Here is a 22617-nt window from a genome sequence, read left to right on the forward strand (position 1 = left end):
GGCGGACGGGAACGAGGAAGCCGGTGAGGGCGCCCCGTCCCCACGGAGCCCTCACCGGCTGGTCGTGACCGTCCGGGCGGTCAGGCCCGGACGAGTTCCTTGTCCTCGTCGTCCTTGTCCGCCGCGCCGGCGTGCGCGGCGAGGCTCTCGCCCTCCACGTCCACGTTGGGCAGGGCGCGGTCCATCCACTTCGGCAGCCACCAGGCCTTGGCGCCGAGCAGCGCCAGGACGGCCGGGACGATGGCCATGCGGACCACGAACGCGTCGAAGAGGACGGCGATCGCGAGGCCGAAGCCGATCATCTTGACCATGGAGTCGCTGGACCCGATGAACCCGGAGAACACCGCGATCATGATGACCGCCGCGGCGGTCACCACCCGCGCGCTGTACCGGAACCCGGTGACCACGGCCTGCGCCGGCTTCTCGCCGTGGACGTGGGCCTCGCGTATGCGGGTCACGAGGAAGACCTCGTAGTCCATGGCCAGTCCGAAGACCACGCCGACCATGAAGATCGGCATCATCGACATGATCGGGCCGGTCTCCTCGACGCCCATCAGGCCGGACAGCCAGCCCCACTGGTAGACCGCGACGACCGCGCCGAGGGCCGCCAGCACGGAGAGCAGGAAGCCGAGGGCCGCCTTCAGCGGGACCAGGATCGAGCGGAACACCACGATCAGCAGCAGGAACGCGAGTCCGACCACCAGCACCAGGTACGGCACCAGCGCGTCGTTCAGCTTCTGCGATACGTCGATGTTCATCGCCGTGGCGCCGGTCACGAGGACCTCCGCGCCGGTGCCGTCCTTGATGTCGGCGCCGGCGGCCCGGATGTCGTGGACCAGGTCCTCGGTGGCGGCCGAGGACGGCTTGGCGTCCGGGATGACGGCGATCGTCGCGGTGTCGCCGGCCTTGTTGGGGGCGGCGGGGGCGACGTTCACGACGTTGCCGAGCGCCTTGATCTCGTCGCCGGCCTGCTGGAAGACGGCCTGCGGGTCGTCGCTGCCCTGGGCGTCGACCACGACCACCAGCGGGCCGTTGAAGCCGGGGCCGAAGCCCTCGGAGAGGAGGTCGTAGGCGCGGCGCTGCGTGGTGGACGTCGGCTGGGAGCCGTCGTCGGGCAGGCCCAGCTCCAGGGAGCCGGCCGGGACCGCGGCGGCGCCGAGGCCGACGACGCCGAGCAGCAGCACGGCCAGCGGGCGGCGGACGACGAAGCTCGCCCAGCGGGTGCCCATGTTGGGCTTGTCCGCCTTGTCCGTGGCGCGTCCGCCGCCGAGCAGCTTGCTCTTCTCGCCCGCGGGACGGACACGGCGGCCGGCGTAGCCGAGCACGGCGGGGATGAGGGTGAGGGCGATGAGGACCGCGACGGCGACCGTGCCTGCGGCGGCGATGCCCATCTTCGTCAGCATCGGGATGTTGACGACGGACAGGCCCACCAGGGCGATGACGACGGTCAGACCGGCGAAGACCACGGCGGAACCGGCGGTGCCGACGGCCCGTCCGGCCGCTTCCTCGCGTTCGCGGCCCTCGGCGAGTTCGGCGCGGTAGCGGGAGACCACGAAGAGGGCGTAGTCGATACCGACCGCGAGACCGATCATCGAGGCCAGGATGGAGGTGGTGGAGCCCAGGTCGAGCGTGCTCGCCAGCGCGGTGATGGTCGCGACGCCGATGCCGACGCCGACGATCGCGGTGAGCAGCGGCAGTCCGGCGGCGAGCAGCGAGCCGAGGGTGATGACGAGGACGACCGCGGCGACCCCGATGCCGATGATCTCGGCGGAGCCGGTCTCCGGGACGGCCTGGAGGGCGTCACCGCCGATCTCGACGGTCAGCCCGGAGTCGCGGGCGTCCTCGGCGGCGGCCTTCAGTGCCTCCCGGGAGGACTCCTCCAGCTCCATGCCGGGGACCTCGTAGGTCACGGAGGCGTAGGCGACCGTGCCGTCCTGGCTGACGCCGCCGCCCTGGTACGGGTCGGTGACCTGGGTGACCTCGGCGCCGCCGGACAGCTCGTCGACGGTGTCCTGGACCGCCGCCTTGTTGCCGGGGTCGGTCATCTTCTGGCCGTCGGGCGCCTTGAAGACGACGCGGGCGGTTGCTCCGTCGGCGCTGGCGCCGGGGAACCGTTCGTCCAGCAGGTCGAAGGCCTTCTGGGCCTCGGTGCCGGGGATGGAGAAGGACGAGTTGCCGGCCGCGGGCGCGCCGGCCGCGCCGGCGCCCGCGAGCGCCAGCAGCGCCACCCAGAAGAGGGCGACGACGTGCCGTTTCCGGAAGGAGAACCGGCCGAGTCGGTACAGGAATGTGGCCACGAGGGCGTGCTCCCGGTCAGGTCGTGGATGTTTCAGGGCAGGAAGGATCAGCCCGACGGCGTGAGCGGATACGTCAGGAGGTGGCTGTCTCGGTGCGACTGGGGGTCAGTCGGCTGGGGCGACTCCGAGGGCGGGGAGTACCACGGCGTCGATGTACGACGTGAGGAAAGCCTGCGTGGGCGGCTGCTCGTCGATCAGTGTCCGGGTGGCGAACGCCCCGACCAGCATGTGCACGATGTAGTCCAGCGCCGGGCAGTCCGCGCGGACCTCGCCCCGTCGGACCGCGCGGTCGACGATCCGCCGGAACTCCTCGACCTCCGGCTCCACCAGCCACTCACGGAGCGCCTGGCGCAGGTCGTCGTTCTGGTGCACCGCCATGGCGAGCGCGCGCATGAGAGCGACGTTCTCCGCCATGACGCAGTCGTCCTCGCGGCCGATGATCGTGTGCAGGTCACCCCGCAGGGACCCGGTGTCCACGTCGGCGATGCTGCCCGGCTTCTGGCTGTGCATCGCCCGGACCACCAGCTCGGCCTTGCCGCCCCACTGGCGGTAGAGCGTGGCCTTGCTGGACCGGGTGCGGGCGGCCACGGCGTCCATGGTGAGGGCGTCGTAACCGACCTCACGGAGCAGGTCGAGCACGGCCCCGTACAGCTCGGCCTCGCGCTCGGGGGTGATCCGGCTGCGACGTGACGTCGCGCTGTCACTCATGCCGACCACCTTTCCGCTCCGGTCCCACCGCGTCAAAGAAACGACACGGTTTCGTACAAGACGACGGTACAACGCACGAGTAGCGAAACGAAACCGTTTCGTACGTGGTGTGCGTCACGGTTGTCGGTTCGGCATAAGTTGCTGCGGTCCGTCCCCCGGAAAAGCATGGGGAGGGTGACCTATCTGCGTCTGCCGCACCTCAAGGACGACCTGCTGTGCTTCGTGGCGGAGGACGACCTCTGGCTCGCCCCGCTGGACGGTGCGGGCCGCGCCTGGCGGCTCACCGCCGACCGCACCAAGCTCGGCCACCCCCGCTTCTCCCCCGACGGCCGCCACATCGCGTACACCAGCTGGCGCACCCTGGACCCCGAGGTGCACCTGGCGCCGGTGGACGGCGGCCCCGGCCGGCGGCTGACGTACTGGGGCAGCTCCGACACCCGGGTCTGCGGCTGGGCCCCGCCCGACGAACACGGGCACGAGGCGATCCTCGCCGTCACCTCGCACGGCGAGCCCTTCTCCTACTTCACCTGGGCCTACAAGCTCGGCCTGGACGGCAGCCCCGGACGCAAGCTGCCCTGGGGCCCGGTCTCCGACATCCAGGTCGCCGACCTGGCGGGCGAGCGCAGGTCGCTGCTGCTCACCGGCACCCCGCCGCACGAACCGGCGTCCTGGAAGCGCTACCGGGGCGGCGCCACCGGCCGGCTCTGGCTGCACGGCCACCGTCTGCTGGAAGGACTCGACGGTCATCTGCACTCGCCGATGTTCGTCGGCGGCCGGATCGCCTTCCTCTCCGACCACGAGGGCATCGGCAACCTCTACTCCTGCGCCCATGACGGCACCGGCCTGCGCCGCCACACCGACCACGACGCCTTCTACGCCCGGCACGCCGCCACGGACGGCACCCGCGTCGTCTACCAGTGCGCCGGCGACCTGTGGATGGTGGACGACCTGTCGCCCGGCTCACAGCCGCGCCGGCTGGACGTGCGGCTGAGCGGTCCGCGCTCCGGCCGGCGCCCCTACCAGGTGCCCACGGCGCAGCACCTGGACGGCCTGTCCGTCGACGAGACCGGCCGGGCCAGCGCGGTCGTGGTACGCGGCAGCCTGTACTGGCTCACCCACCGCGACGGCCCCGCCCGCACCCTCACCGACACCCCGGGCGTACGGGTGCGGCTGCCGGAGATGCTCGGCGCGGGCGGCCAGATCGCGTACGTCACGGACGCCGAGGGCGAGGACGCCGTGGAGATCGCCTCGCTGCCCCGGGCGACCGGCCCCCGCGCACACCGGAGGCTGGCCGCCGGGAAGCTGGGCCGGGTGCTGGAGATGGTCGCCGACCCCGAGGGGCAGCGTCTCGCGGTCGCCGCGCACGACGGGCGGCTGCTGCTGGTGGACACCGACGAGGCGACGGACGGGACGGCTCAGGAGGTCACCGAGCTGATCCACTCCGGAAACGGCCCCGTGCGCGACCTCGCCTTCTCCCCCGACGGCGCCTGGCTGGCCTGGTCCCACCCGGTGATCGGACGGTCGCTGCGGCAGATCAAGCTCGCACGGATCAAGGACCGGCTGGTCCTGGACGTCACAGGCGGCCGCTTCGAGGACGAGAACCCGGTTTTCACCCGGGACGGCCGTTACCTGGCGTTCCTGTCCTGGCGCGGCTTCGACCCGGTGTACGACGTGCACACCGGCGACCTGTCCTTCCCGCTGGGCTGTCGCCCGTACCTGGTGCCGCTGTCGTCTGCGACACCCTCGCCGTTCGCGCTGAACCCGGAGGGGCGGCCCGCCGCCGGGGGGCTCGACCCGCTGGAGGAGGAGGGCGAGGAGGGCGGCACGGTCACCGTGGAGGCGGAGGGCCTGGAGAGCAGGGTCACTCCCTTCCCGGTGGCGGCCTCCAAGTACTCAGGGCTGTACCCGGTCGCCGGATGCGGGCTGGTGTGGCTGCGCTGGCCGATCTCGGGCGCGCTCGGCGAGACGTTCGCCAACCCCGACGACACCAGCGGCCGGCCCACCCTGGAGCACTTCGACGTCCCCAAGGCGAAGAAGTCCGAACTCGTCGGCGGCCTCGACTTCTTCGCGGTGAGCGGCGACGGCACCCGGCTGGTCGTGGTCGACGAGGGCGAGCTGCGCGCGGCGCCCGCCACCGAGCGGGGCGACGGCGACTCCACGGTCTGGATCGACCTGCGCCGCGTCAAGCACGAGGCGGACCCGGCGGCCGAGTGGCGCCAGGCGTACGCGGAGGCGGGGCGGCTGATCCGCGCCTACTTCTGGGAGCCGGACATGTGCGGGATCGACTGGGACGGTGTGCTGGAGCAGTACCGCCCGCTGGTCGAACGGGTGGCCTCCCCCGACGAGTTCGCCGACCTGCTGCGCGAGGTCCTCGGCGAACTGGGCACCTCGCACGCCTACGTCACCGCCGCACGCCGCAACGAGGGGCCCCCGCACTACCAGCGCCGCCAAGGCCTGCTCGGCGCCAACCTGGTGCACCGGGAGGCCGGTTGGACGGTGAAGCGGATCCTGCCCGGCGACTCCTCCGACTCCCGCGCCCGCTCCCCGCTGGCCGGCGCGGGCATCCGCGAGGGCGCGGTCCTCACCCATGTCGACGGCCGCCCGGTGGACCCCGTCGCCGGGCCGTACCCGCTGCTCGCGGCGGCGGGCGGCACCACCGTCGAGCTGACCTTCGTACCGGACGGCGAAGGCCCGCCGCGGCGGGTCGCGGTCGTCCCGCTGACCGACGAGACACCCCTGCGCTACCAGGACTGGGTGGCCAAACGCCGTGCCGTCGTGCGGGAGTTGAGCGGCGGCCGCTGCGGGTATCTGCACATCCCCGACATGGGCGGCTCCGGCTGGGCGCAGTTCAACCGGGACGTGCGGATGGAGATGTCCCGGCCCGCGCTCATCGTGGACGTGCGCGGCAACGCGGGCGGCCACATCAGCGAGCTCGTGGTGGAGAAGCTGACCCGCACCATCATCGGCTGGGACCTCACCCGCGACGCCCAGCCCGTGTCGTACGCCTCCAACGCGCCGCGCGGACCGGTCGTCGCGCTGGCCGACGAGGCGACCGGCTCCGACGGCGACATGATCACGGCCGCGTTCAAGCTGCTGGAGCTGGGGCCCGTGGTGGGGCAGCGCACCTGGGGCGGGGTGGTCGGCATGACCGGCCGGCACCGGCTCGGGGACGGCACGGTGATCACGGTGCCGATGAACGCGGCCTGGTTCGACGCGTACGGCTGGTCCGTGGAGAACCGGGGCGTCGACCCCGACCTGGAGGCGCTGCGCACCCCGCTGGACTGGGCCGAGGGCCGGCACGCGGTCCTGGACGACGCCGTACGGCTCGCGCTCGACCTGCTGGAGGCCGAACCGCCCGCCTCGGCCCCGGGATACGCCGACGTGCCCGACCGGTCGCGTCCGAAGCTGCCGCCGCGCAGCCGCTGAGGGCGCGAGAAAGGGGTGCCCCCTTCGCCAGGGGCACCCCTTCCTACGGCACGTCACTGCCCGGGTGCGTCGACGTCAGACCTCGCGGTCCTGGTCGAAGCGTTCCTCGGACTCGCGGCGGCGCTGCGGGTCCTGCTCGTCCTCCCGACGGCGGCCGCGGTTCTGCAGCTGCTCCTTGCCCTGCTGGGCGCGCTGCTTGGCCTGCTCCTGGAACTGGCCGGCCTTCTCCTGCATCTGGTCCTTCATACCCATGAGGGTTCACTCCCGTTGTGGGTGGGGAACTTGCCCGACCAGATTCACACGGGCGGTTACCCTGCGCATGTCGATCAGTCACGCACCGTAGCGCGATGCTGTTCGTCGGCGCTGCCGCCCGCCCCGACCAGGCCGATGCGCAGCCCGTCGAGCCGGTGCCCGAACCGCTTCATCTCCCGTTGCCCCACCGTGCCGATGAGGGCGGGGAGGTAGCCGCGGACGCCCTGCATGCCGCGCAGCCAGGCCTGCCCGTAGACGTGCGCGGAGCGCCGCTCGATGCCGGCGACGAGCCGGTCCACGGCGGGCCCGAGCGGATAGGTCTTGTTGGCCGGCCAGGGCAGCCGCTGCCTCAACTCCCGCATGACGTCGTCCTGGTCGGCGCCGCGCACCATGTCGGTGTCGGTCCACGACAGGTAGCCCACGCCCACCTTGACGCCCCGGTGGGCGACTTCGGCGCGCAGCGCGTGCGCGTACGCCTCCACACCGGACTTGGAGGCGCAGTACGCCGTCATCATCGGCGCCGGGGTGATCGCGGCGAGGGACGCTATCTGCAGCAGGTAGCCGCGGCTCTCGGCGAGCAGCGGCAGGAACGCCCGTGCGGTGACGGCCGATCCGATCAGGTTGACCTCGATGACCCGCCGCCAGGCGTCCGGGTCGGACTCGGTGAACGGGCCGCCCGTCGCCACACCGGCGTTGGCGACCACGATGTCCACCCGGCCGAAGCGCTCGCGCACCTCCGCGGCGACCCGGGCCATCGCCTCGGGGTCGGTGACGTCCGCGTGCCAGTGGTCGCTGTCGCTGTGCAGCCGGGCGGAGACGTCCTTCAGGGCGTCCGGTTCGAGTCCGACGAGCGCCACCTTCACACCGCGCGCGGAGAGTTTGCGGGCGAGCAGCTCCCCGACCCCGCGCGCCGCGCCGGTGACGACGGCGACCTTTCCTTCGAGACTGACCCTGCTCATGCGCTCTCCTCGACGGGTACGGACGGCTGTTGGGCACTCACGTGTGCGGTGATGAGGGCCCGGATCCGCGTGGTGACCAGGTCGGGCGCCTCGACGGGGGTCATGTGGCCGACGCCGGGCAGCTCGGTGACGCCGCGGCAGTCGGGCAGCGCGGCGGCGAGCGCACGGGCGTGCACGGGCGGGGTGAGCCGGTCGGCCGTCCCGACGACGATCTCCGCGGGCACGTGCACCTCGCGTACGGCGGCGTCGAGGTCGAGCGTGGCGAGCACGTGCGACCAGGCGTGGCGCACGGTGCGGGGGCAGGCGTGCACGATGCGGGCGCAGGCCTCCACCATGGCGGGTGCCGAAGCGGGGCCCATGGTCGCGTACTTGAGGATGCGCCGGGCGGCTGGGGTGACCGGGCCGAGCGGGGCGCGGCTGCCGAGGATGTGCCCGGTGATCCAGGTCCGGACCCGGCCGGGACGCAGCGGCAGCACCGTGGACTCGGGAACCAGCCGCGCGCTGCCCGTGCTGCACAGCAGGACGGCGGCGGCGTGCTCGCGGAACGCGGGCCGGGCGGAGGCGGCCATCACCGTCATGCCGCCCATGGAGTGCCCGGCGATCACGGCGCGTTCGCCGGGGGCGAGGGTGGCGGTGAGGACGGCCTCGAGGTCGTCGGCGAGCGCGTCCGTGCTGCACGCGGGGCTCGCCGGGGTGCGTCCGTGGCCGCGCTGGTCGTAGGCGATCACCCGGTGGTCGGCGGCGAGTTCGCTGATCTGCGCGGCCCAGAAGGCGGTCGAGCAGGTCCAGCCGTGCGCGAGGACGACGGCGGGCGCGCCCTCGGGCCCGTGCACCTCGACGTGGATCGGGGCGCCGTCGGCGGAGGTGGCGGTCAGTTCGCGCACCGGGGCGGGCGGTGCGTAGCGTCCGGTGGTGACGGGGGTGGGGCGGCTCATGCGGCCACCTCCGCGTTCTCCGCGCCGGCCCCCGGCTGCGCGTCGGCGGCGCGCAGCACGGCGTACTCGGCGAGGTCGACGCGGCGGGTGGCGCGCCGGAACTCGGCTGTCGTGCCGGGCCAGATGGTGGTGTTGCGGCCGCTCGCGTCGAGGTACCAGCTGGTGCAGCCGCCGGTGTTCCACACCGTGCGCTTCATCCGCTCCTGCACCCGGTGGTTCCAGGCGCGGACCGCGCTGGGGCGGGCGTCGAGGGCGACCCGGCCTCCGAGGACGTCGAGCTGACGCAGGTAGTCGGCCATGTAGTTCAGCTGGGACTCGATCATCAGGATCATCGAGGAGTTCCCGAGGCCGGTGTTGGGGCCGATGATCGTCATCCAGTTGGGGAAGCCGGCCGCGGAGGCGCCGCGCAGCGCCTGCATGCCGCCCGACCACACGTCCGCGAGGGTCTTGCCCTCGGGCCCGACGACCCGCTCGGCGATCGGCATGTCGGTGACGTGGAAACCGGTGGAGAAGACGATCGCGTCGACCTCGGCCTCGCTGCCGTCGGCGGCGACCAGGGTGGATCCGCGCACCTCGGTCAGCCCGCTCGCGACGACGTCCACGTTGGGCTGCGCGAGGGCCGGGTAGTACGTGCTGGACAGCAGGATCCGCTTGCAGCCGATGCGGTAGTCGGGGGTGAGCTTGGCCCGCAGCGCCGGGTCCTTGACCGCCCGCGCCATGTTCCGCTTGGCGAGCTGCTCGACGAAGCCGAGCTCGCCCGGGTGCTTGGTGAACGCCTGCACCTGGAGCTCGCGGATGCCCCACAGCAGCCCGCGGCGCAGCTTGGTGGTGAAGGGCAGCGCCCGGTGCACGGCGCGCTCGGCGGCGCCGATGGGCCGGTCCATGCGGGGCAGCACCCAGGCGGGGGTGCGCTGGAAGAGGGTGAGCTTCTCCACCTGCTTCTGGACCGAGGGGACGATCTGGATGGCGGAGGCGCCGGTGCCGATCACGGCGACGCGCTTGCCGCGCAGGTCGTAGTCGTGGTCCCAGCGGGCGGAGTGGAACACCTTGCCGGGGAAGGTGTCGAGACCGGGCACGTCCGGCAGCTTGGGCTCGGACAGCGGCCCGGTGGCGGAGACGACGACGTCCGCGCTCCAGTTGCCGCCGGTGGTCTCGATGTCCCAGCGCAGCCGCTCGGCGTCCCAGGTCATGCGCTTCACCTCGGCGTTGAAACGCAGGTGCGGGCGCAGTCCGAAGGTGTCGGTGACGCGCTCCAGGTAGGCGCGGATGTGCTCCTGGCCGGAGAAGGAGCGTGGCCAGTCGGGGTTGGGCGCGAAGGAGAAGGAGTACAGGTGGGAGGGCACGTCGCAGGCGCACCCGGGGTAGCTGTTGTCGCGCCAGGTGCCGCCGACGCCGCCGGCCCGCTCCAGGACGACGAAGTCCGTGATCCCCTCGCGGCGCAGCCGTACGGCGGCACCCAGTCCGCCGAATCCCGACCCGATCACCGCGACCCGTACATGCTCGTGCTCGGCCATCCCTAAGCCTCCGCGCATCGCTCAGAACCATGCCAGTGAACACTGGCGCAATGGGGAGCGTAGAGCAGTGCCGTACTCATGGGTAGGGGGCGTGCGAGGAAAGTTACCGCCGGTACGACCTAGGGTTCAGGTGTGACGGACGACAGCGGCACCCCCACGGAACGGCGCGAGTACCGCATGGAGGAACTGGCGCGGCTCGCCGGCATCACCGTGCGCACCCTGCGCTTCTACCGCGAGCGCAAACTCATCCCGCCGCCGCGCCGCGAGGGCCGCATCGCCTGGTACGACGACCACCACCTGGCCCGGCTGCGGACCATCACGGCGCTGCTGGAGCGCGGTCACACCCTGAACGGCATAGCGGAACTGGCCGAGGCCTTCGACAACGGGCGCGGCGTCGGCGACCTGCTGGGCATGGAGGTCCCCACGGAGGAGACCCCGGTCCGTCTCACCCCCGAGGAGCTCGCCGACCACTTCGCGGGCGAGGTCACCCCGGAGAACCTGGCCGCCGCCCTGGACCTCGGCTACCTGGGCGTCGACGGCGAGGAGATCGTCCACATCAGCCGCCGTCTGCTGGAGGTGTCCGCGGCGCTGGTCCGCGAGGGCATCCCGCTCGGCGAGGTGCTCCGCACCGGCGCGGAGGTCCGCGCCCACGCCGACGCCCTCGCCGACCTCTTCGCCGGCCTGATCCTCCGCCACGCCCCGGAGGAGGCCCTCCACCGCCTGCGCCCGCTGGCCCGCAGCGTGGTGGACGCGGAGCTGTCGCTGGCGCTGGACCGGAGGCTGCGCAAACGCGACAACCTCATGTGAGCGTCTCACCCTCACCGAGAAAAGCGCGCGATCGGACAGCCGAGTCCGACAAGCTTCGTGTGAGCACGCGGCGTGGTCTCGCGTCCGCGTCCGCGTGCTCGCACGAGGACCTCACTGCCCGAAGACCACCGTCACGGGCGCGTGATCCGACCACCGTTCCTCGTGACTGGCCGCTCGCTCGACGAATCCCTTGACCGCTCGCGCGGCCAGCCCGGGGGTGGCAACGGCCAGGTCGATCCTCCAACCGGTGTCGTTGTCGAAGGCCCGCCCCCGGTACGACCACCACGAGTACGGGCCGTCGACGTCCGGGTGCAGCGCCCGCACCACGTCGACGTAGCCGCCGTCGGCCGGGTCGAGGACGCGGGAGAGCCACTCCCGCTCCTCGGGCAGGAAGCCGGAGTTCTTGGTGTTGCCGCGCCAGTTCTTCAGGTCGGCCTTCTCGTGCGCGATGTTCCAGTCACCGCAGACGACGACCTCGCGCCCGTCGGCGGCGGCCTTCTCCCGCAGCTCCTTGAGGTAGGCGAGGAACTCGTCCATGAAGCGGACCTTCTCGTCCTGCCGCTCCGTGCCCACCTCGCCGGACGGCAGGTACAGGGAGGCGACCGTCACACCGGGCAGGTCAGCCTCGACGTAGCGCCCGCTGCCGTCGAACTCCGCCGAGCCGAAGCCGATCCGGACGCTGTCGGGCTCACGCCGGGTGTACAGGGACACCCCCGCACGCCCCTTCGCCGCGGCGGGCGCGTGCACCACGTGCCATCCCTCAGGCTCCCGCACCGTCTCCGGCAGCTGCGCCGCCTCGGCCCGCACCTCCTGGAGGCACAGCACATCGGCGGAGGTCCCGGCGAGCCACTCCACGAAGCCCTTCTTGGCGGCGGCGCGGAGTCCATTGACGTTGACAGAGGTCACGGTGAGCACCAGGGCACGATACGACACGCGCAGGTCCAGGCATGTTTTACGGTACTCGTCATGGAAATCCGCCCGGTCCCCTACGACCATCCCGACGCCGTGAAACTGGACGCAGCCGTCCAGGCCGAGTACGACATCCGCTACGGCGACGGCGGCGACGCCACCCCCATGGACCCCGCGGACTTCCGTCCCCCCAACGGCATCTACCTGATCGCCTACGACGCGCTCGGCGTCCCGGTCGCCTCCGGCGGCTGGCGCGTCCAGGACGCCAACGAGGAGGGCAACCGGGACGGCGACGCCGAGCTGAAGCGCATGTACGTCGTCGAGGAGATGCGCGGCAGAGGTCTCGCCCGCCGCATCCTCGCCGCCCTGGAGGAGGACGCCCGCGCCGCCGGCCGCGTCCGCATGGTCCTGGAGACCGGCACCAAGCAGCCGGAGGCCATCGCCCTCTACACCTCCAGCGGCTACGAGCCCTGCGAGAAGTTCGGCTACTACCGCTTCCACGAGGACAGCCGCTGCTACGCGAAGAACCTGTAGCGGCCCAGAAGCACCCCTTCGTCGAAGCCCCGTCCGCTGCACGCGGCCGGGGCTTCACGCGTGGCAGCCCCGCCCAGGTCACGTGGCATGATCGATCCGTTTCTCGTCCGAGGGGGCCTCATGCGAAGAATGTCTGCCGCTGTGACAGCGGCACTGGCGTGCCTGGTGACGGCAGTCGCCGTGACCGGTTGTTCCGACGACGGCAAGACGGAGACGAGCTCCGCCGATCACCTGCTCGACGACGCGAACGCCACGATGAACGCGCTGAAATCGGTGACCGTCGACATAGTCAACAGGACGACCGAGGACGGGGAGCTGTCCACCCGCCTCACGACCGACCTCGACGACACGTGCACGTTCACGTCGAGCGGGGCCTCGGGTTCCCGCCTGGAACAGATCCGGATCGACGGGTCGGACTACGTGCGCCCGAACCGGGCCTACCTGGAGAAGTTCGGCAAGCGGAGGCCCGGCACGGGCCAGCAGGAGCATTGGATCAAGACGCCTGCGAGCGAGTCGGTGCCGGGGGACGGGCTCGCGCAGTGCACGTACGAGTTCGCCTCGTTCGGCGAGGCGGACGAGAAGGGCGGTCCGACCGAGGTCGACGGGATACCGGCGACCTCGCTGGAGGTGGCCGACGGCGAGGACGGCTCCTTCACCTTCTCCATCGCCGCCGAGGGCAAGCCGTACATCCTCAAGGTCGTCCACAAGGACGACGAGCGCGTCGTCACCACGTCCTTCAGCGCCTTCGACGAACCGCTGGACGTGAGACCTCCGGACGCGGCCAAGGTGCTGGACATGACCGGTGCCGGCTGACAGCCCGAACAAGTCGAAGCCCCGGCCGGGAGATCCCGGTCGGGGCTTCGTTGCGTGGACCTGAGGGGATTTGAACCCCTGGCCCCCTCGATGCGAACGAGGTGCGCTACCGGACTGCGCCACAGGCCCTTGCAACGAGTGAAACTTTAGCATCCCGATCGGGGTGCTCAAAAATCCGTTGGCCGAGTGCTATTCGTTCGCGGCCTTGGGGCGGTCGCCGTCCTCGTACTGGTCGAACAGCGGGGTGCGTCCGCGCTCGCGGGAGCGGCGGGCGGAGGCGGCGCGGCGGGCGTCGGTGCGGCTGTCGTCCTCGTCCCGGTCGTCGGCCGCCGGTGGCTCCTGCTCCTCGGCCGCCGCCCGCCTCTCCTCGGCCGCTACGGCGCTGGAGCGGGCGGAGCTCCAGGTGTCCGGGGCGCCGAGGTCGACGTCCCCGGAGGCGCGCGGCGCGACGGGGGCGGTCACGTACGTGGGGAGCGGGACGGGGACCGGGTCCCAGCTGTCGCCGCCCTGACCGGGCCGCCGGCTGCGCTCGCGCTGCTGGTCGACCCACTCGGCGTGGTCGGTCTGCTCGACCAGCGCGCGCCGGTCCGCGGCGAGCGCGGACAGGCCGGGATCGGTGTCGGCGCCGGCTTCCGGGCCCTCCGGTTCGTCCGGGTCGGCCTCTTCGGTGACCGGACGGCGGCGGGGCCGCCGCTCGCGCAGCCGCTGCGCCGCGACCTCGGCCTGGCGGCGGTCCATCTGGTAGGCGAACCGGCGGCGCTCCTGGGAGCGCAGATAGGCGATGTAGGCGCTGAGCAGCACGGCGGGCACGCCCGGCGCCCAGAGGAACGCCAGCCCGCCGACGGCGGCGACGACCGCGCCGAGCGTGAAGGCGAGGAACAGCATTGTGATGGTGCGCCGGCGGCGCGCGAGGACCTTCGAGCGCCGGGCACGCTCGGCGGCGGCCTGCGCGTTGCGGTCCCGGCGGGCGGCGTCCGTGGGGCGGCGCGCGGCGGGGACGCGGCCCTGCGCGGCGGGACCGCGGGCGGCGGCCGGTTCGCCCCGGCCGGACGGCCGCTCCTCGCGCGGGGCGGCCCCCTCGGGCGCGTGCGGTTCGCCGCGTTCCTGCGGGGCCCGCCCGCCGCGGCCCGGTTCCGGACGCTCGTCCGGGAGGGGCGGTACGGGCGCCTGGGTCTGCGGACGGGTCTGGGACACGGCGAAGGCCCGGACGTCCACCGAGTCGGTGATCGCATCCGGGTCGTGGACGCCCTGCTCCCCCTCGTCGGCGGAGCGCGCCCGCAGGTCCTTGGCGTACCGGCGCTCCATGCCCGCCCGTCCGGACAGCAGTCGGATGGCGGTACTGAAGCGTTCCGTCGGACGTGCCTCGTTCAGCTCGTCCTGCCTACGGAGCCACATCGGCACCAAGTAGGCGGCCCAGGCCCCGACAATGACTGCGTAGATGAGGCCGCTGCTGCTCACGTCTCACACCGTAGAGGGGTTTGCGCGAGGCCATAGGCCAATTGGGCCGGTGTGTCGCACGATCTGGCTGATATTTCGAACTTTTCTTGTGATGGATGCGATCAGACAGTCGCCGGATCCCGGTAATTGCCGGTTCCGGACCGGTCATCCCACCCTGCAATTCGAACGTTTATTCAATTACCGGGCCCGTGCGGGATTCCACGGTCGCGCTGCTCACGTCCGGGCAGCTCATGGCGGGACCGCTCCTGGGCGCGGGTGCGGCGCCAGCGGCCGAGGAGTCCGTCGGGGACTTCTTCGGCGGTGAGCGCGAACACAAGATGGTCACGCCATGCGCCGTCGATGTGGAGATAGCGCGGACGCAGCCCTTCCTCACGGAATCCGAGTTTCTCCACGACCCTGCGGCTCGGCCCGTTCTCGGGGCGAATGCAGACCTCGATGCGGTGCAGTCCGACGGTGCGGAAACAGTGGTCGACGGCCATCGCGACGGACGTCGGCACCACCCCGCGTCCGGCGACGTCCTCGTCGACCCAGTAGCCGATGTGCCCGGAGCACATGGAGCCCCAGGTGATCCCGGCGACCGTCAACTGCCCGACCAGGCGCCCCTGGTACTCGATGACGAACGGCAGCATGCGGCCCGCGTTGGCCTCGGAGCGCAGGTGGCGCACCATCTGGCGGTAGGTGGGGCGGTGGGTGACGGGGCCGCTGGGCGTGGGCGGCGGAATGGTCGCCTCCCAGGGCCGCAGCCAGTCGCGGTTGCGGCGGTTCACCTCGCGCCAAGCCTTCTGGTCGCGCAGCTTTATCGGCCGGAGGACGATGTCGCCGTCCACCAGTTCCACGGGCCAGTACGGGGTGTTCAGGGCGCACCCCCGTCGTCGGCGTCCTGACGGGGGTGGTCCCCGCCGCGCAACTGGTCCACCGCATGCCTGAGCAGCGGCTCCAGGACGGCGAGACCGTCCTTCACCCCGCCGCTGGACCCCGGGAGGTTGACGATCAGCGTGGTGCCCGCGACACCGGCGAGGCCGCGGGAGAGGGCGGCGGTGGGCACCTTGTCCCGGCCGTACGCGCGGATGGCCTCCGCGATGCCGGGGACCTCGCGGTCGATCACCCGGCGGGTGGCCTCCGGGGTGCGGTCGGTGGGCGAGATGCCGGTGCCGCCGGTGGTGACGACGACGTCGTACCCGGCGTCGACGGCCGCGCGCAGGGCCGCCTCCACGGGGTCGCCGTCGGGGACGACCCGGGGGCCGTCGACGGCGAAGCCGAACCGCTTCAGGCCGTCGGCGATCAGCGGGCCGCCCGTGTCCTGGTAGACGCCGGCGGCGGCCCGGTTGGAGGCCGTGACGACGAGGGCCCGGTACGGGGCCGCGGAGGGCGTCACGACCTGCTCCAGTCGCCCGACTTGCCGCCCGTCTTCTCCTCCACCCGCACGTCCGTGATGACCGCCTCCTTGTCGACCGCCTTGACCATGTCGATCACGGTGAGCGCGGCCACGGACACGGCGGTGAGGGCTTCCATCTCGACACCCGTGCGGTCCGTCGTCCGTACGGTCGCCGCGATCTCCACGGCGTCGTCCGCGACCGACAGGTCCAGTTTCACACCGGACAGCGCCAGGGGGTGACACAGCGGGATGAGGTCGGGGGTGCGTTTGGCGCCCATGATGCCCGCGATGCGCGCGGTGGCGAGCGCGTCGCCCTTGGGCACGCCCTCGCCGCGCAGCAGTTCGATCACGCGGGGCGCGACGAGCACGCGGCCGGTGGCGCGTGCGGTGCGCGCGGTGACGTCCTTGGCGGACACGTCGACCATGCGGGCGGCGCCCGCCTCGTCGATGTGGGTCAGACGGGACTGGTCGTCGGTGGGTCCGGGGGTGTCCCCCCGGGAAGGCACGGTCATGATCGTGTGGCGCTCCCGGTCCTGGCCCGGCGCGGTGCGGGGCGCGGGCCTGCTGTGCGCGACACGGTACCGCCAACGGGCGGTGCTCAGCCGAGCAGGACCACCTCGACCTCGGTGCCGGGCGCCACGTCCTCGACGTCCTCGGGGACCACGACGAGCGCGTTCGCCTGCGCGAGGGCGGCGACCAGATGCGATCCGGCGCCGCCGACGGGCGTGACGACGCCGTCGGCGTACCTGCCGCGCAGGAACTGGCGGCGGCCCTTCGGCGAGGTCAGTGCCTTCTCCGCCCTCAGTTCGGCGCGGACGCGCGGCCGGTGGACGTCCTGGAGCCCCATCAGGGTGCGGATGGCGGGGCGGACGAACAGCTCGAAGGAGACGTAGGAGGAGACCGGGTTGCCGGGGAGGGCGAGCAGCGGGGTGTGGTCGGGGCCGATGGAGCCGAAGCCCTGCGGCTTGCCCGGCTGCATGGCGAGCCTGCGGAACTCCACGCCGCTGCCGGGCTCGTCCTCGTCGCCCGCGTGCGCCAGCGCCTCCTTGACGACGTCGTACGCCCCGACGCTGACGCCGCCGGAGGTGACCATCAGGTCGGCGCGGACGAGCTGGTCCTCGATGGTGTCGCGGAGGGTCTCGGCGTCGTCGGCGACGGCGCCCACGCGGTAGGCGATGGCGCCGGCGTCGCGGGCGGCGGCGGTGAGGGCGAAGCTGTTGGAGTCGTAGATCTGGCCGGGGCGCAGCGGCTCGTCGGGCTGGACGAGTTCGCTGCCGGTGGAGAGGACCACCACGCGCGGGCGCGGGCGCACCCGGACCGTGCCGCGGCCGACGGCGGCGAGCAGGGAGATCTGCGGCGGGCCGAGGACGGTGCCGGCCTTCAGGACGCGGTCGCCGGCCCGGACGTCGCTGCCCTGGGCGCGCACGTGCGCGCGGGCGGGCGCGGGGCGGTACACGGCGACCTGTCCGGTGGCGCCGTCGGGGGCGAGGCTGCGGGCGCGCATCCCGGCGGCGGGGCCCTCGCCCAGTCCGCCGTCGGTCCACTCGACGGGGACGACGGTCTCGGCGCCGGGCGGGAGCGGGGCCCCGGTCATGATGCGCGCGGCCTGCCCGGGACCGACGTGCACCGGGTCGGCCACGCCGGCCGCGACGTCGCCGACGACCTCGAGGGAGGCCGGGTACTCCTCGCTCGCGCCGGCGATGTCCGCGACCCGCACCGCGTAGCCGTCCATCGAGCTGTTGTCGAAGGGGGGCAGGGAGACCGGGACCGTGATGTCCTCGACGAGGACGCAGCCCTGTGCGTCGAGGAGGTGCAGCTCGATGGGGTCGAGCGGCCGGACGGTCGCGAGGATGTCGTCCAGGTGCTCGTCCACCGACCAGAGGCGGTCCGGTTCTGCGGTGCGGGGCGCGGCGCTGCTCAACGTTGCTGCATCTCCTCGGTGACGAATCGCTGGAGCCAGGTCCGGAAGTCCGGTCCCAGGTCCTCACGTTCGCACGCGAGACGGACAATGGCACGCAGGTAGTCACCGCGGTCGCCGGTGTCATAGCGGCGGCCCTGGAAGATGACGCCGTGCACCGGTCCGCCGAGAGTGGCGTCCGTGGCGAGCTGCTGGAGGGCGTCGGTCAGCTGGATCTCGCCGCCGCGGCCGGGCTCGGTCTTGCTCAGCACGTCGAAGACGGCCGGGTCGAGGACGTAGCGGCCGATGATGGCGTAGTGGGAGGGCGCCTCCTCGCGGGAGGGCTTCTCGACCAGTCCGCTGAGCCGCACGACGTCGGCGTCGGAGGTGGCCTCGACGGCGGCGGAGCCGTAGAGGTGGATCTGCTCGGGGGCCACCTCCATCAGCGCGACGACGCTGCCGCCGTGCTCCTGCTGCACCTCGATCATGCGCTGGAGCAGCGGGTCGCGCGGGTCGATCAGGTCGTCGCCGAGGAGGACGGCGAAGGGCTCGTCGCCGACGTGCGGGGCGGCGCACAGCACGGCGTGACCGAGGCCCTTGGGGTCGCCCTGACGGACGTAGTGCATGGTGGCGAGGTCGCTGGACTCCTGGACCTTGGCGAGACGCTCGCCGTCGCCCTTCTTCTCGAGCGCGGACTCGAGTTCGTAGTTGCGGTCGAAGTGGTCCTCGAGCGGGCGCTTGTTGCGGCCCGTCACCATGAGGACGTCGTCGAGGCCGGCGGCGACGGCCTCTTCGACCACGTACTGGATCGCCGGCTTGTCGACCACCGGCAGCATCTCCTTGGGCGTGGCCTTGGTGGCCGGCAGGAACCGGGTGCCGAGGCCGGCGGCGGGGATGACAGCCTTGCTGATCCGCGGGTGTGACTGAGACATGGGCGACACCCTAGCCGGTGTCTTTGCACTGAATCTGTGACTCCGCTGAAAAAATGCTCATATGAGCACATTAAGACAGTACGGGAATCGACTTGAGACAGAACCAGGGCCAGCCCGAACCTGACAAGCGCACGCGACGGCGCGAAGTCCTCCGGGTGAGGAACGGATTGACGGCCGATGACGTTCAGGCGCACGCCGGCGCCCTGGCCCGCCGGGCGCTCGCGCTGCCCGAGCTGGCCGAGGCCCGCACGGTGGCCGCCTACGTCTCCGTGGGGGGCGAACCGGGCACCCTCGCGCTGCTGGACGCGCTGCGCGCGCGAGGCGTGCGGGTGCTGCTGCCCGCGCTGCTGCCCGACAACGACCTGGCGTGGGGCGTCTACCGGGGCCCGGACTCCCTGCTGCCCGCGGAGCACGGCGGCGGGCGGATGACCTTGCTGGAGCCCGCCGGGGAGCGGCTGCGCCCCCGCGCCGTGACGGAGGCGGACGCCGTGCTGCTGCCCGGTCTCTCCGTGGACGCCCGCGGGATGCGCCTGGGCCGCGGCGGCGGCTCCTACGACCGTGTCCTCGCCCGCCTGGAGCGGGCCCGCGTGCGTCCGGCGCTGGTGGTGCTGCTGTACGACTGGGAGGTCGTGGAGCGAGTGCCGCAGGAGCCGCACGACCGGCCGGTGGACGCGGTGGTGACCCCGTCCGGCGTGCGGCGGTTCGGCCGCCCCGCACCGGAGGTCTGAGAGACGCGGACCGGCCTCCACGCGCGCGTGGAGGCCGGCCGTCGTGTCCGCGGGGTGCGGGTCAGGGCTTGAGCACCAGGTGGTCGGTGGTGGCGTCCTCGACCGCCTTCTCCGAGTAGGCCCACTCGAGCAGTTCGCCCTCGGCCCACTTGTCCGTCTGGTCGACGTAGTGGGCGTTGTAGGCGTGCCCGGAGGCGCCGGTGAGGTTGATCCAGCGGGACTTGTCGAGGTCGTCGAGGTTGACGACCATCCGCATGGACGGCACCCACACGACCCCGTAGCCGCCGGCGGCGTTCCAGCCGGTGGCGTTGACGGTGGCCTCGCCGCCGCCGAGCTTCCACGGGCCGCGGTTGAGCACGTACTTCACGAAGCCGGGCCCGTCGCTGCCGAGCGTCTGGTTGTCCAGGAACAGGCGGTGCAGCCGGCCCCAGTTCCAGGAGTCGATGTCCTTGCCGAGCTTGGCGGTCAGCTCCCAACGGGCGTCGATCAGGGCCCGCTTGAACAGCTCGTCGCGGTTCTCCGCGCCGGGCCGGGTGCCGCGCTTCGGCGTGCTCCACCACTCGCTGTCCTCGTCGGCCATCAGCCGCCGGACCACCTCGAACCAGCGGTCGCCGCCGTCCGGCTGCGCCTGGCTCGCGGAGCGCTGGCCGCACTCGCGGACCTTGCCCGCCTCGTCGGCCGGGCCGGTGGTGTTGACCGGCTCGACCCACAGGCACTGGCCCTTGACCCGCAGCTCCTTGGGCAGCTTGTGGCCGAAGGAGAGCTTGAGGATGTTGCGCCAGACGGAGTTGAAGTACGCGGCGGCCGCCGAGTCGGCGTCCTGGGTGTAGTCCCAGCCCTCCAGCAGCTTCTGCGCCTCGCGGACGTGCTCGTCGCCGACGTCGATCTTGAGCAGTTCGGGCACCAGCAGCTTGGCGATGGCGCTGGAGTTGTCCAGCTGCATCTGCCGCATGTCGTCGGTGGAGATCTTCCCGCCGTCCTTGATCTTCGACTGGATCAGGTCGTTGATCCGCTGGCTGCGGGCGCCGTAGCCCCAGTCGGTGGTCAGCGTGTACGGGTAGTCCTCGTCGACGACGGCCTGGTTGGCGGTGACGATGTAGCCGCGCTCCGGGTCGAACTCGTAGGGGAGTTCGTCCTGGTCGACCCAGCCGGTCCACTCGTAGTCCGGGTCCCAGCCGGGCGCGGGGACGGAGCCGTCGTGCTTCTCCGCACGGGTCGGGATCCTGCCGGGCAGGGTGTAACCGATGTGGCCCTCGGTGTCCGCGTAGACGAGGTTCTGCGAGGGCACCTCGAACAGTTCGGAGGCCTCGCGGAAGTCGTCCCAGTCCTCGGCGCGGTTGATCGCGAAGACGGCGTCCATGGTGCGGCCGGGGTCCAGGGCGGTCCAGCGCAGCGCCACGGCGTAGCCGTCGCCCCGGTCGGGGGCCGCGCTGTCGACGGTGGCCTTCTTGCCGGTCTTCACCAGGTCGTCCGAACGGTCCGACAGCAGCGGGCCGTTGTTGGTCTCACGGACGACGATCTTCCGCGAGGCGCCGCCGGCGACCTTGATGGTCTCCTCGCGCGTCTCGAACGGCACCACCTTGTCGCCGTACTGGTAGCCGTCGCCGGTGATCTTCTCCAGGTAGAGGTCGGTGACGTCGACGCCGGAGTTGGTCAGGCCCCAGGCGATGTCCTGGTTGTGGCCGATTATCACGCCGGGCATGCCCGCGAAGGTGTACCCCGTGACGTCGTAGCGGCAGGCGTCGGAGACGTCGCGGCAGTGCAGGCCCATCTGGTACCAGACGGACGGCAGCGAGGCCGACAGGTGCGGGTCGTTGGCGAGCAGCGGCTTGCCGGAGACGGTGTGCTCGCCGGAGACGACCCAGGAGTTGGAGCCGATGCCGTCGCCGTTCACGCCGACGGCGGTGGGGAGGTCCTCCAGCACCCGCTGGAGTCCGGTGAGCTGGCCCTCGAAGCCGGCCGCGTCGCCCTCCGCACCGGCTCCCGTGCCGCCTTCCGTGCCGCCGCCGAGCTCCGAACCGGCGCCCTCGCCGGAGCCGGTGCCGTCCCCGGAGCCGGAACCGTCGCCCTCGCCTTCACCGTCACCCGAGCCGGAGCCGCCCTCGGCCTCGAACGTGCCGCTGCCCTCGTCGTAGCCGCCCTCCTGCACGATCGGCTTGTTCCGGGCGTACGGGTACGACGGGTACAGGTCGGCGATCTGCTTCGGGCCGAGGCGGCTGGTCAGCAGCGCCCGGTCGATCTCGTCCTGCATGTTGCCGCGCAGGTCCCAGGCCATCGCCTTCAGCCAGGCCACGGAGTCGACCGGAGTCCACTCGCCCGGCGCGTAGTCGTTCTCGAAGCCCAGCGCCGCGTACTCGAGGGAGATGTCCTTGCCGTCCTTGCCCTCCAGATAGGCGTTGACGCCCTTCGCGTACGCCTGGAGGTACTTCTTGGTGGCGGGGGACAGCTTCTCCTCGTACTCCTGCTTCGCGACGCGGTCCCAGCCGAGGGTGCGCAGGAACGCGTCGTTGTCGACCTGGCCCGCGCCGAACATCTCCGACAGCCGGCCGGACGTCATGTGCCGGCGCACGTCCATCTCGTAGAACCGGTCCTGCGCCTGGACGTAGCCCTGCGCCATGAACAGGTCCTCGTCGGAGGAGGCGTAGATCTGCGGGATGCCGTACCCGTCGCGTCTGACGTCGACGGGCCCGGAGAGTCCCTCGAGGGTGATCGACCCCTCGGTCTGCGGGAAGGAGGCGCGCACGGTGCTGACGGACCAGTACGCCCCGTAGGCGACGCCTCCGATCAGGGCCAGCACCAGGACGAGCACGATGAGACGGCCTTTGCGCCCCTTCTTCCTGCCGGACGTGCCGGCGGCCTGCTGACCCGTGGAGGCGGCGGTGGTGTCGGTGGGCATCGCTGTCCTTGCTGTCCTAACGCGAGCGGCAGGTCGGGCTGTGCTTTTAACTGAGCGCTGGAGCAACGATAGGCGCAGGGCTCCGCGCCCCTTGACGCGGAGTGGGGAACCAGCCCGGACGGGCGTTCGATCTTGCCGCCTTTCGCGTCAAGAGCGCGTCAAGAGTTAGGTAAGGTA

19 protein-coding genes and 1 tRNA gene are annotated in these 22617 nt (G+C 72.1%); 5 read left to right on the plus strand and 15 right to left on the minus strand.

Annotation, left to right across the window (positions count from 1 at the left end; translation table 11 throughout):
- Nucleotides 1-80 precede the first annotated feature (80 nt).
- The gene (locus MTR79_RS30410) at nucleotides 81-2297 is read right to left on the minus strand and encodes an MMPL family transporter (protein WP_244792524.1); all 2217 of its coding nucleotides are present in this window, start codon (nucleotides 2295-2297) and stop codon (nucleotides 81-83) included.
- 105 nt (nucleotides 2298-2402) lie between these two features.
- A complete protein-coding gene (locus tag MTR79_RS30415; protein WP_086703370.1) occupies nucleotides 2403-3005 on the minus strand; it encodes a TetR/AcrR family transcriptional regulator in 603 nt (200 codons plus the stop codon).
- A gap of 174 nt (nucleotides 3006-3179) precedes the next feature.
- Here MTR79_RS30415 and MTR79_RS30420 point away from each other — a divergent pair, with 174 nt between their 5' ends.
- Nucleotides 3180-6431: a S41 family peptidase gene (locus MTR79_RS30420; RefSeq protein WP_244792526.1), complete on the plus strand. Its 3252-nt coding sequence runs from the start codon at nucleotides 3180-3182 to the stop codon at nucleotides 6429-6431.
- A gap of 75 nt (nucleotides 6432-6506) precedes the next feature.
- On the opposite strand, the gene MTR79_RS30425 is transcribed toward MTR79_RS30420, so the two are convergent.
- The 4 genes from MTR79_RS30425 to MTR79_RS30440 all read right to left on the minus strand — a co-directional run bounded on the left by MTR79_RS30425 (nucleotide 6507) and on the right by MTR79_RS30440 (nucleotide 10091).
- Nucleotides 6507-6677: a hypothetical protein gene (locus MTR79_RS30425; RefSeq protein ID WP_189365040.1), complete on the minus strand. Its 171-nt coding sequence runs from the start codon at nucleotides 6675-6677 to the stop codon at nucleotides 6507-6509.
- Nucleotides 6678-6757: 80 nt separating this feature from the next.
- Nucleotides 6758-7642: an SDR family oxidoreductase gene (locus MTR79_RS30430; RefSeq protein ID WP_086703347.1), complete on the minus strand. Its 885-nt coding sequence runs from the start codon at nucleotides 7640-7642 to the stop codon at nucleotides 6758-6760.
- Entirely contained in the window at nucleotides 7639-8577 is a 939-nt protein-coding gene (locus tag MTR79_RS30435; RefSeq protein WP_244792528.1) for an alpha/beta hydrolase, read from the minus strand. The genes MTR79_RS30430 and MTR79_RS30435 overlap by 4 nt, the downstream gene beginning before the upstream one ends.
- Nucleotides 8574-10091, minus strand: coding sequence for an NAD(P)/FAD-dependent oxidoreductase (locus MTR79_RS30440; RefSeq protein WP_086703350.1), 1518 nt, complete (start codon nucleotides 10089-10091; stop codon nucleotides 8574-8576). Before MTR79_RS30440 ends, MTR79_RS30435 begins: the two co-directional genes overlap by 4 nt.
- Before the next feature lie 177 nt (nucleotides 10092-10268).
- Here MTR79_RS30440 and MTR79_RS30445 point away from each other — a divergent pair, with 177 nt between their 5' ends.
- Nucleotides 10269-10898: a MerR family transcriptional regulator gene (locus MTR79_RS30445; protein ID WP_086703372.1), complete on the plus strand. Its 630-nt coding sequence runs from the start codon at nucleotides 10269-10271 to the stop codon at nucleotides 10896-10898.
- Between the two features lie 111 nt (nucleotides 10899-11009).
- On the opposite strand, the gene MTR79_RS30450 is transcribed toward MTR79_RS30445, so the two are convergent.
- Nucleotides 11010-11813 (minus strand): exodeoxyribonuclease III, encoded by an 804-nt coding sequence (locus MTR79_RS30450; RefSeq protein WP_189365033.1) that lies wholly within the window; start codon nucleotides 11811-11813, stop codon nucleotides 11010-11012.
- A 51-nt stretch (nucleotides 11814-11864) separates the two neighbouring features.
- Between MTR79_RS30450 and MTR79_RS30455 the strand changes: the two genes are divergently transcribed.
- Nucleotides 11865-12341: a GNAT family N-acetyltransferase gene (locus MTR79_RS30455; protein ID WP_086703353.1), complete on the plus strand. Its 477-nt coding sequence runs from the start codon at nucleotides 11865-11867 to the stop codon at nucleotides 12339-12341.
- 141 nt (nucleotides 12342-12482) lie between these two features.
- The gene (locus MTR79_RS30460; RefSeq protein ID WP_244792530.1) at nucleotides 12483-13154 is read left to right on the plus strand and encodes a hypothetical protein; all 672 of its coding nucleotides are present in this window, start codon (nucleotides 12483-12485) and stop codon (nucleotides 13152-13154) included.
- 55 nt (nucleotides 13155-13209) lie between these two features.
- On the opposite strand, the gene MTR79_RS30465 is transcribed toward MTR79_RS30460, so the two are convergent.
- The 7 genes from MTR79_RS30465 to galU form a co-directional block, all read right to left on the minus strand.
- A tRNA-Ala gene (locus MTR79_RS30465) sits at nucleotides 13210-13283 on the minus strand.
- A gap of 60 nt (nucleotides 13284-13343) precedes the next feature.
- Nucleotides 13344-14612 carry a gephyrin-like molybdotransferase receptor GlpR gene (gene glpR / locus MTR79_RS30470; RefSeq protein ID WP_086703357.1) on the minus strand — a complete coding sequence of 423 codons (1269 nt, stop codon included), beginning with the start codon at nucleotides 14610-14612 and terminating at the stop codon, nucleotides 13344-13346.
- Between the two features lie 173 nt (nucleotides 14613-14785).
- Entirely contained in the window at nucleotides 14786-15439 is a 654-nt protein-coding gene (locus MTR79_RS30475; RefSeq protein WP_244793334.1) for a GNAT family protein, read from the minus strand.
- A 26-nt stretch (nucleotides 15440-15465) separates the two neighbouring features.
- Nucleotides 15466-15987: a MogA/MoaB family molybdenum cofactor biosynthesis protein gene (locus MTR79_RS30480; RefSeq protein WP_244792532.1), complete on the minus strand. Its 522-nt coding sequence runs from the start codon at nucleotides 15985-15987 to the stop codon at nucleotides 15466-15468.
- On the minus strand, nucleotides 15984-16499 hold the full coding sequence (gene moaC / locus MTR79_RS30485; RefSeq protein ID WP_019524183.1) for a cyclic pyranopterin monophosphate synthase MoaC: 516 nt from the start codon (nucleotides 16497-16499) through the stop codon (nucleotides 15984-15986). The genes MTR79_RS30480 and moaC overlap by 4 nt, the downstream gene beginning before the upstream one ends.
- An 86-nt stretch (nucleotides 16500-16585) precedes the next feature.
- Nucleotides 16586-17908 carry a gephyrin-like molybdotransferase Glp gene (gene glp, locus MTR79_RS30490; RefSeq protein WP_086703362.1) on the minus strand — a complete coding sequence of 441 codons (1323 nt, stop codon included), beginning with the start codon at nucleotides 17906-17908 and terminating at the stop codon, nucleotides 16586-16588.
- Nucleotides 17905-18816 (minus strand): UTP--glucose-1-phosphate uridylyltransferase GalU, encoded by a 912-nt coding sequence (gene galU, locus MTR79_RS30495; protein WP_086703364.1) that lies wholly within the window; start codon nucleotides 18814-18816, stop codon nucleotides 17905-17907. Before galU ends, glp begins: the two co-directional genes overlap by 4 nt.
- 92 nt (nucleotides 18817-18908) lie before the next feature.
- Between galU and MTR79_RS30500 the strand changes: the two genes are divergently transcribed.
- Nucleotides 18909-19544 carry a 5-formyltetrahydrofolate cyclo-ligase gene (locus MTR79_RS30500; protein ID WP_086703365.1) on the plus strand — a complete coding sequence of 212 codons (636 nt, stop codon included), beginning with the start codon at nucleotides 18909-18911 and terminating at the stop codon, nucleotides 19542-19544.
- 61 nt (nucleotides 19545-19605) lie between these two features.
- Here MTR79_RS30500 and MTR79_RS30505 read toward each other — a convergent pair whose 3' ends face one another.
- Nucleotides 19606-22440, minus strand: coding sequence for a penicillin acylase family protein (locus tag MTR79_RS30505; RefSeq protein ID WP_244792536.1), 2835 nt, complete (start codon nucleotides 22438-22440; stop codon nucleotides 19606-19608).
- Between the last annotated feature and the right edge of the window lie 177 nt (nucleotides 22441-22617).

Source organism: Streptomyces sp. BJ20 (genome assembly GCF_022869105.1).
GTDB lineage: Bacteria > Actinomycetota > Actinomycetes > Streptomycetales > Streptomycetaceae > Streptomyces > Streptomyces griseoincarnatus.

What these genes read in the sequence shown, in the direction of transcription:
- MTR79_RS30455 (WP_086703353.1), top strand. Translation starts at nt 11,865, where the DNA reads ATGGAAATCCGCCCGGTCCCCTACGACCATCCCGACGCCGTGAAACTG.
- MTR79_RS30440 (WP_086703350.1), bottom strand. Translation starts at nt 10,091, where the DNA reads ATGGCCGAGCACGAGCATGTACGGGTCGCGGTGATCGGGTCGGGATTC.
- MTR79_RS30445 (WP_086703372.1), top strand. Translation starts at nt 10,269, where the DNA reads ATGGAGGAACTGGCGCGGCTCGCCGGCATCACCGTGCGCACCCTGCGC.
- MTR79_RS30430 (WP_086703347.1), bottom strand. Translation starts at nt 7,642, where the DNA reads ATGAGCAGGGTCAGTCTCGAAGGAAAGGTCGCCGTCGTCACCGGCGCG.
- MTR79_RS30425 (WP_189365040.1), bottom strand. Translation starts at nt 6,677, where the DNA reads ATGAAGGACCAGATGCAGGAGAAGGCCGGCCAGTTCCAGGAGCAGGCC.
- galU (WP_086703364.1), bottom strand. Translation starts at nt 18,816, where the DNA reads ATGTCTCAGTCACACCCGCGGATCAGCAAGGCTGTCATCCCCGCCGCC.
- MTR79_RS30505 (WP_244792536.1), bottom strand. Translation starts at nt 22,440, where the DNA reads ATGCCCACCGACACCACCGCCGCCTCCACGGGTCAGCAGGCCGCCGGC.
- moaC (WP_019524183.1), bottom strand. Translation starts at nt 16,499, where the DNA reads ATGACCGTGCCTTCCCGGGGGGACACCCCCGGACCCACCGACGACCAG.
- MTR79_RS30415 (WP_086703370.1), bottom strand. Translation starts at nt 3,005, where the DNA reads ATGAGTGACAGCGCGACGTCACGTCGCAGCCGGATCACCCCCGAGCGC.
- MTR79_RS30435 (WP_244792528.1), bottom strand. Translation starts at nt 8,577, where the DNA reads ATGAGCCGCCCCACCCCCGTCACCACCGGACGCTACGCACCGCCCGCC.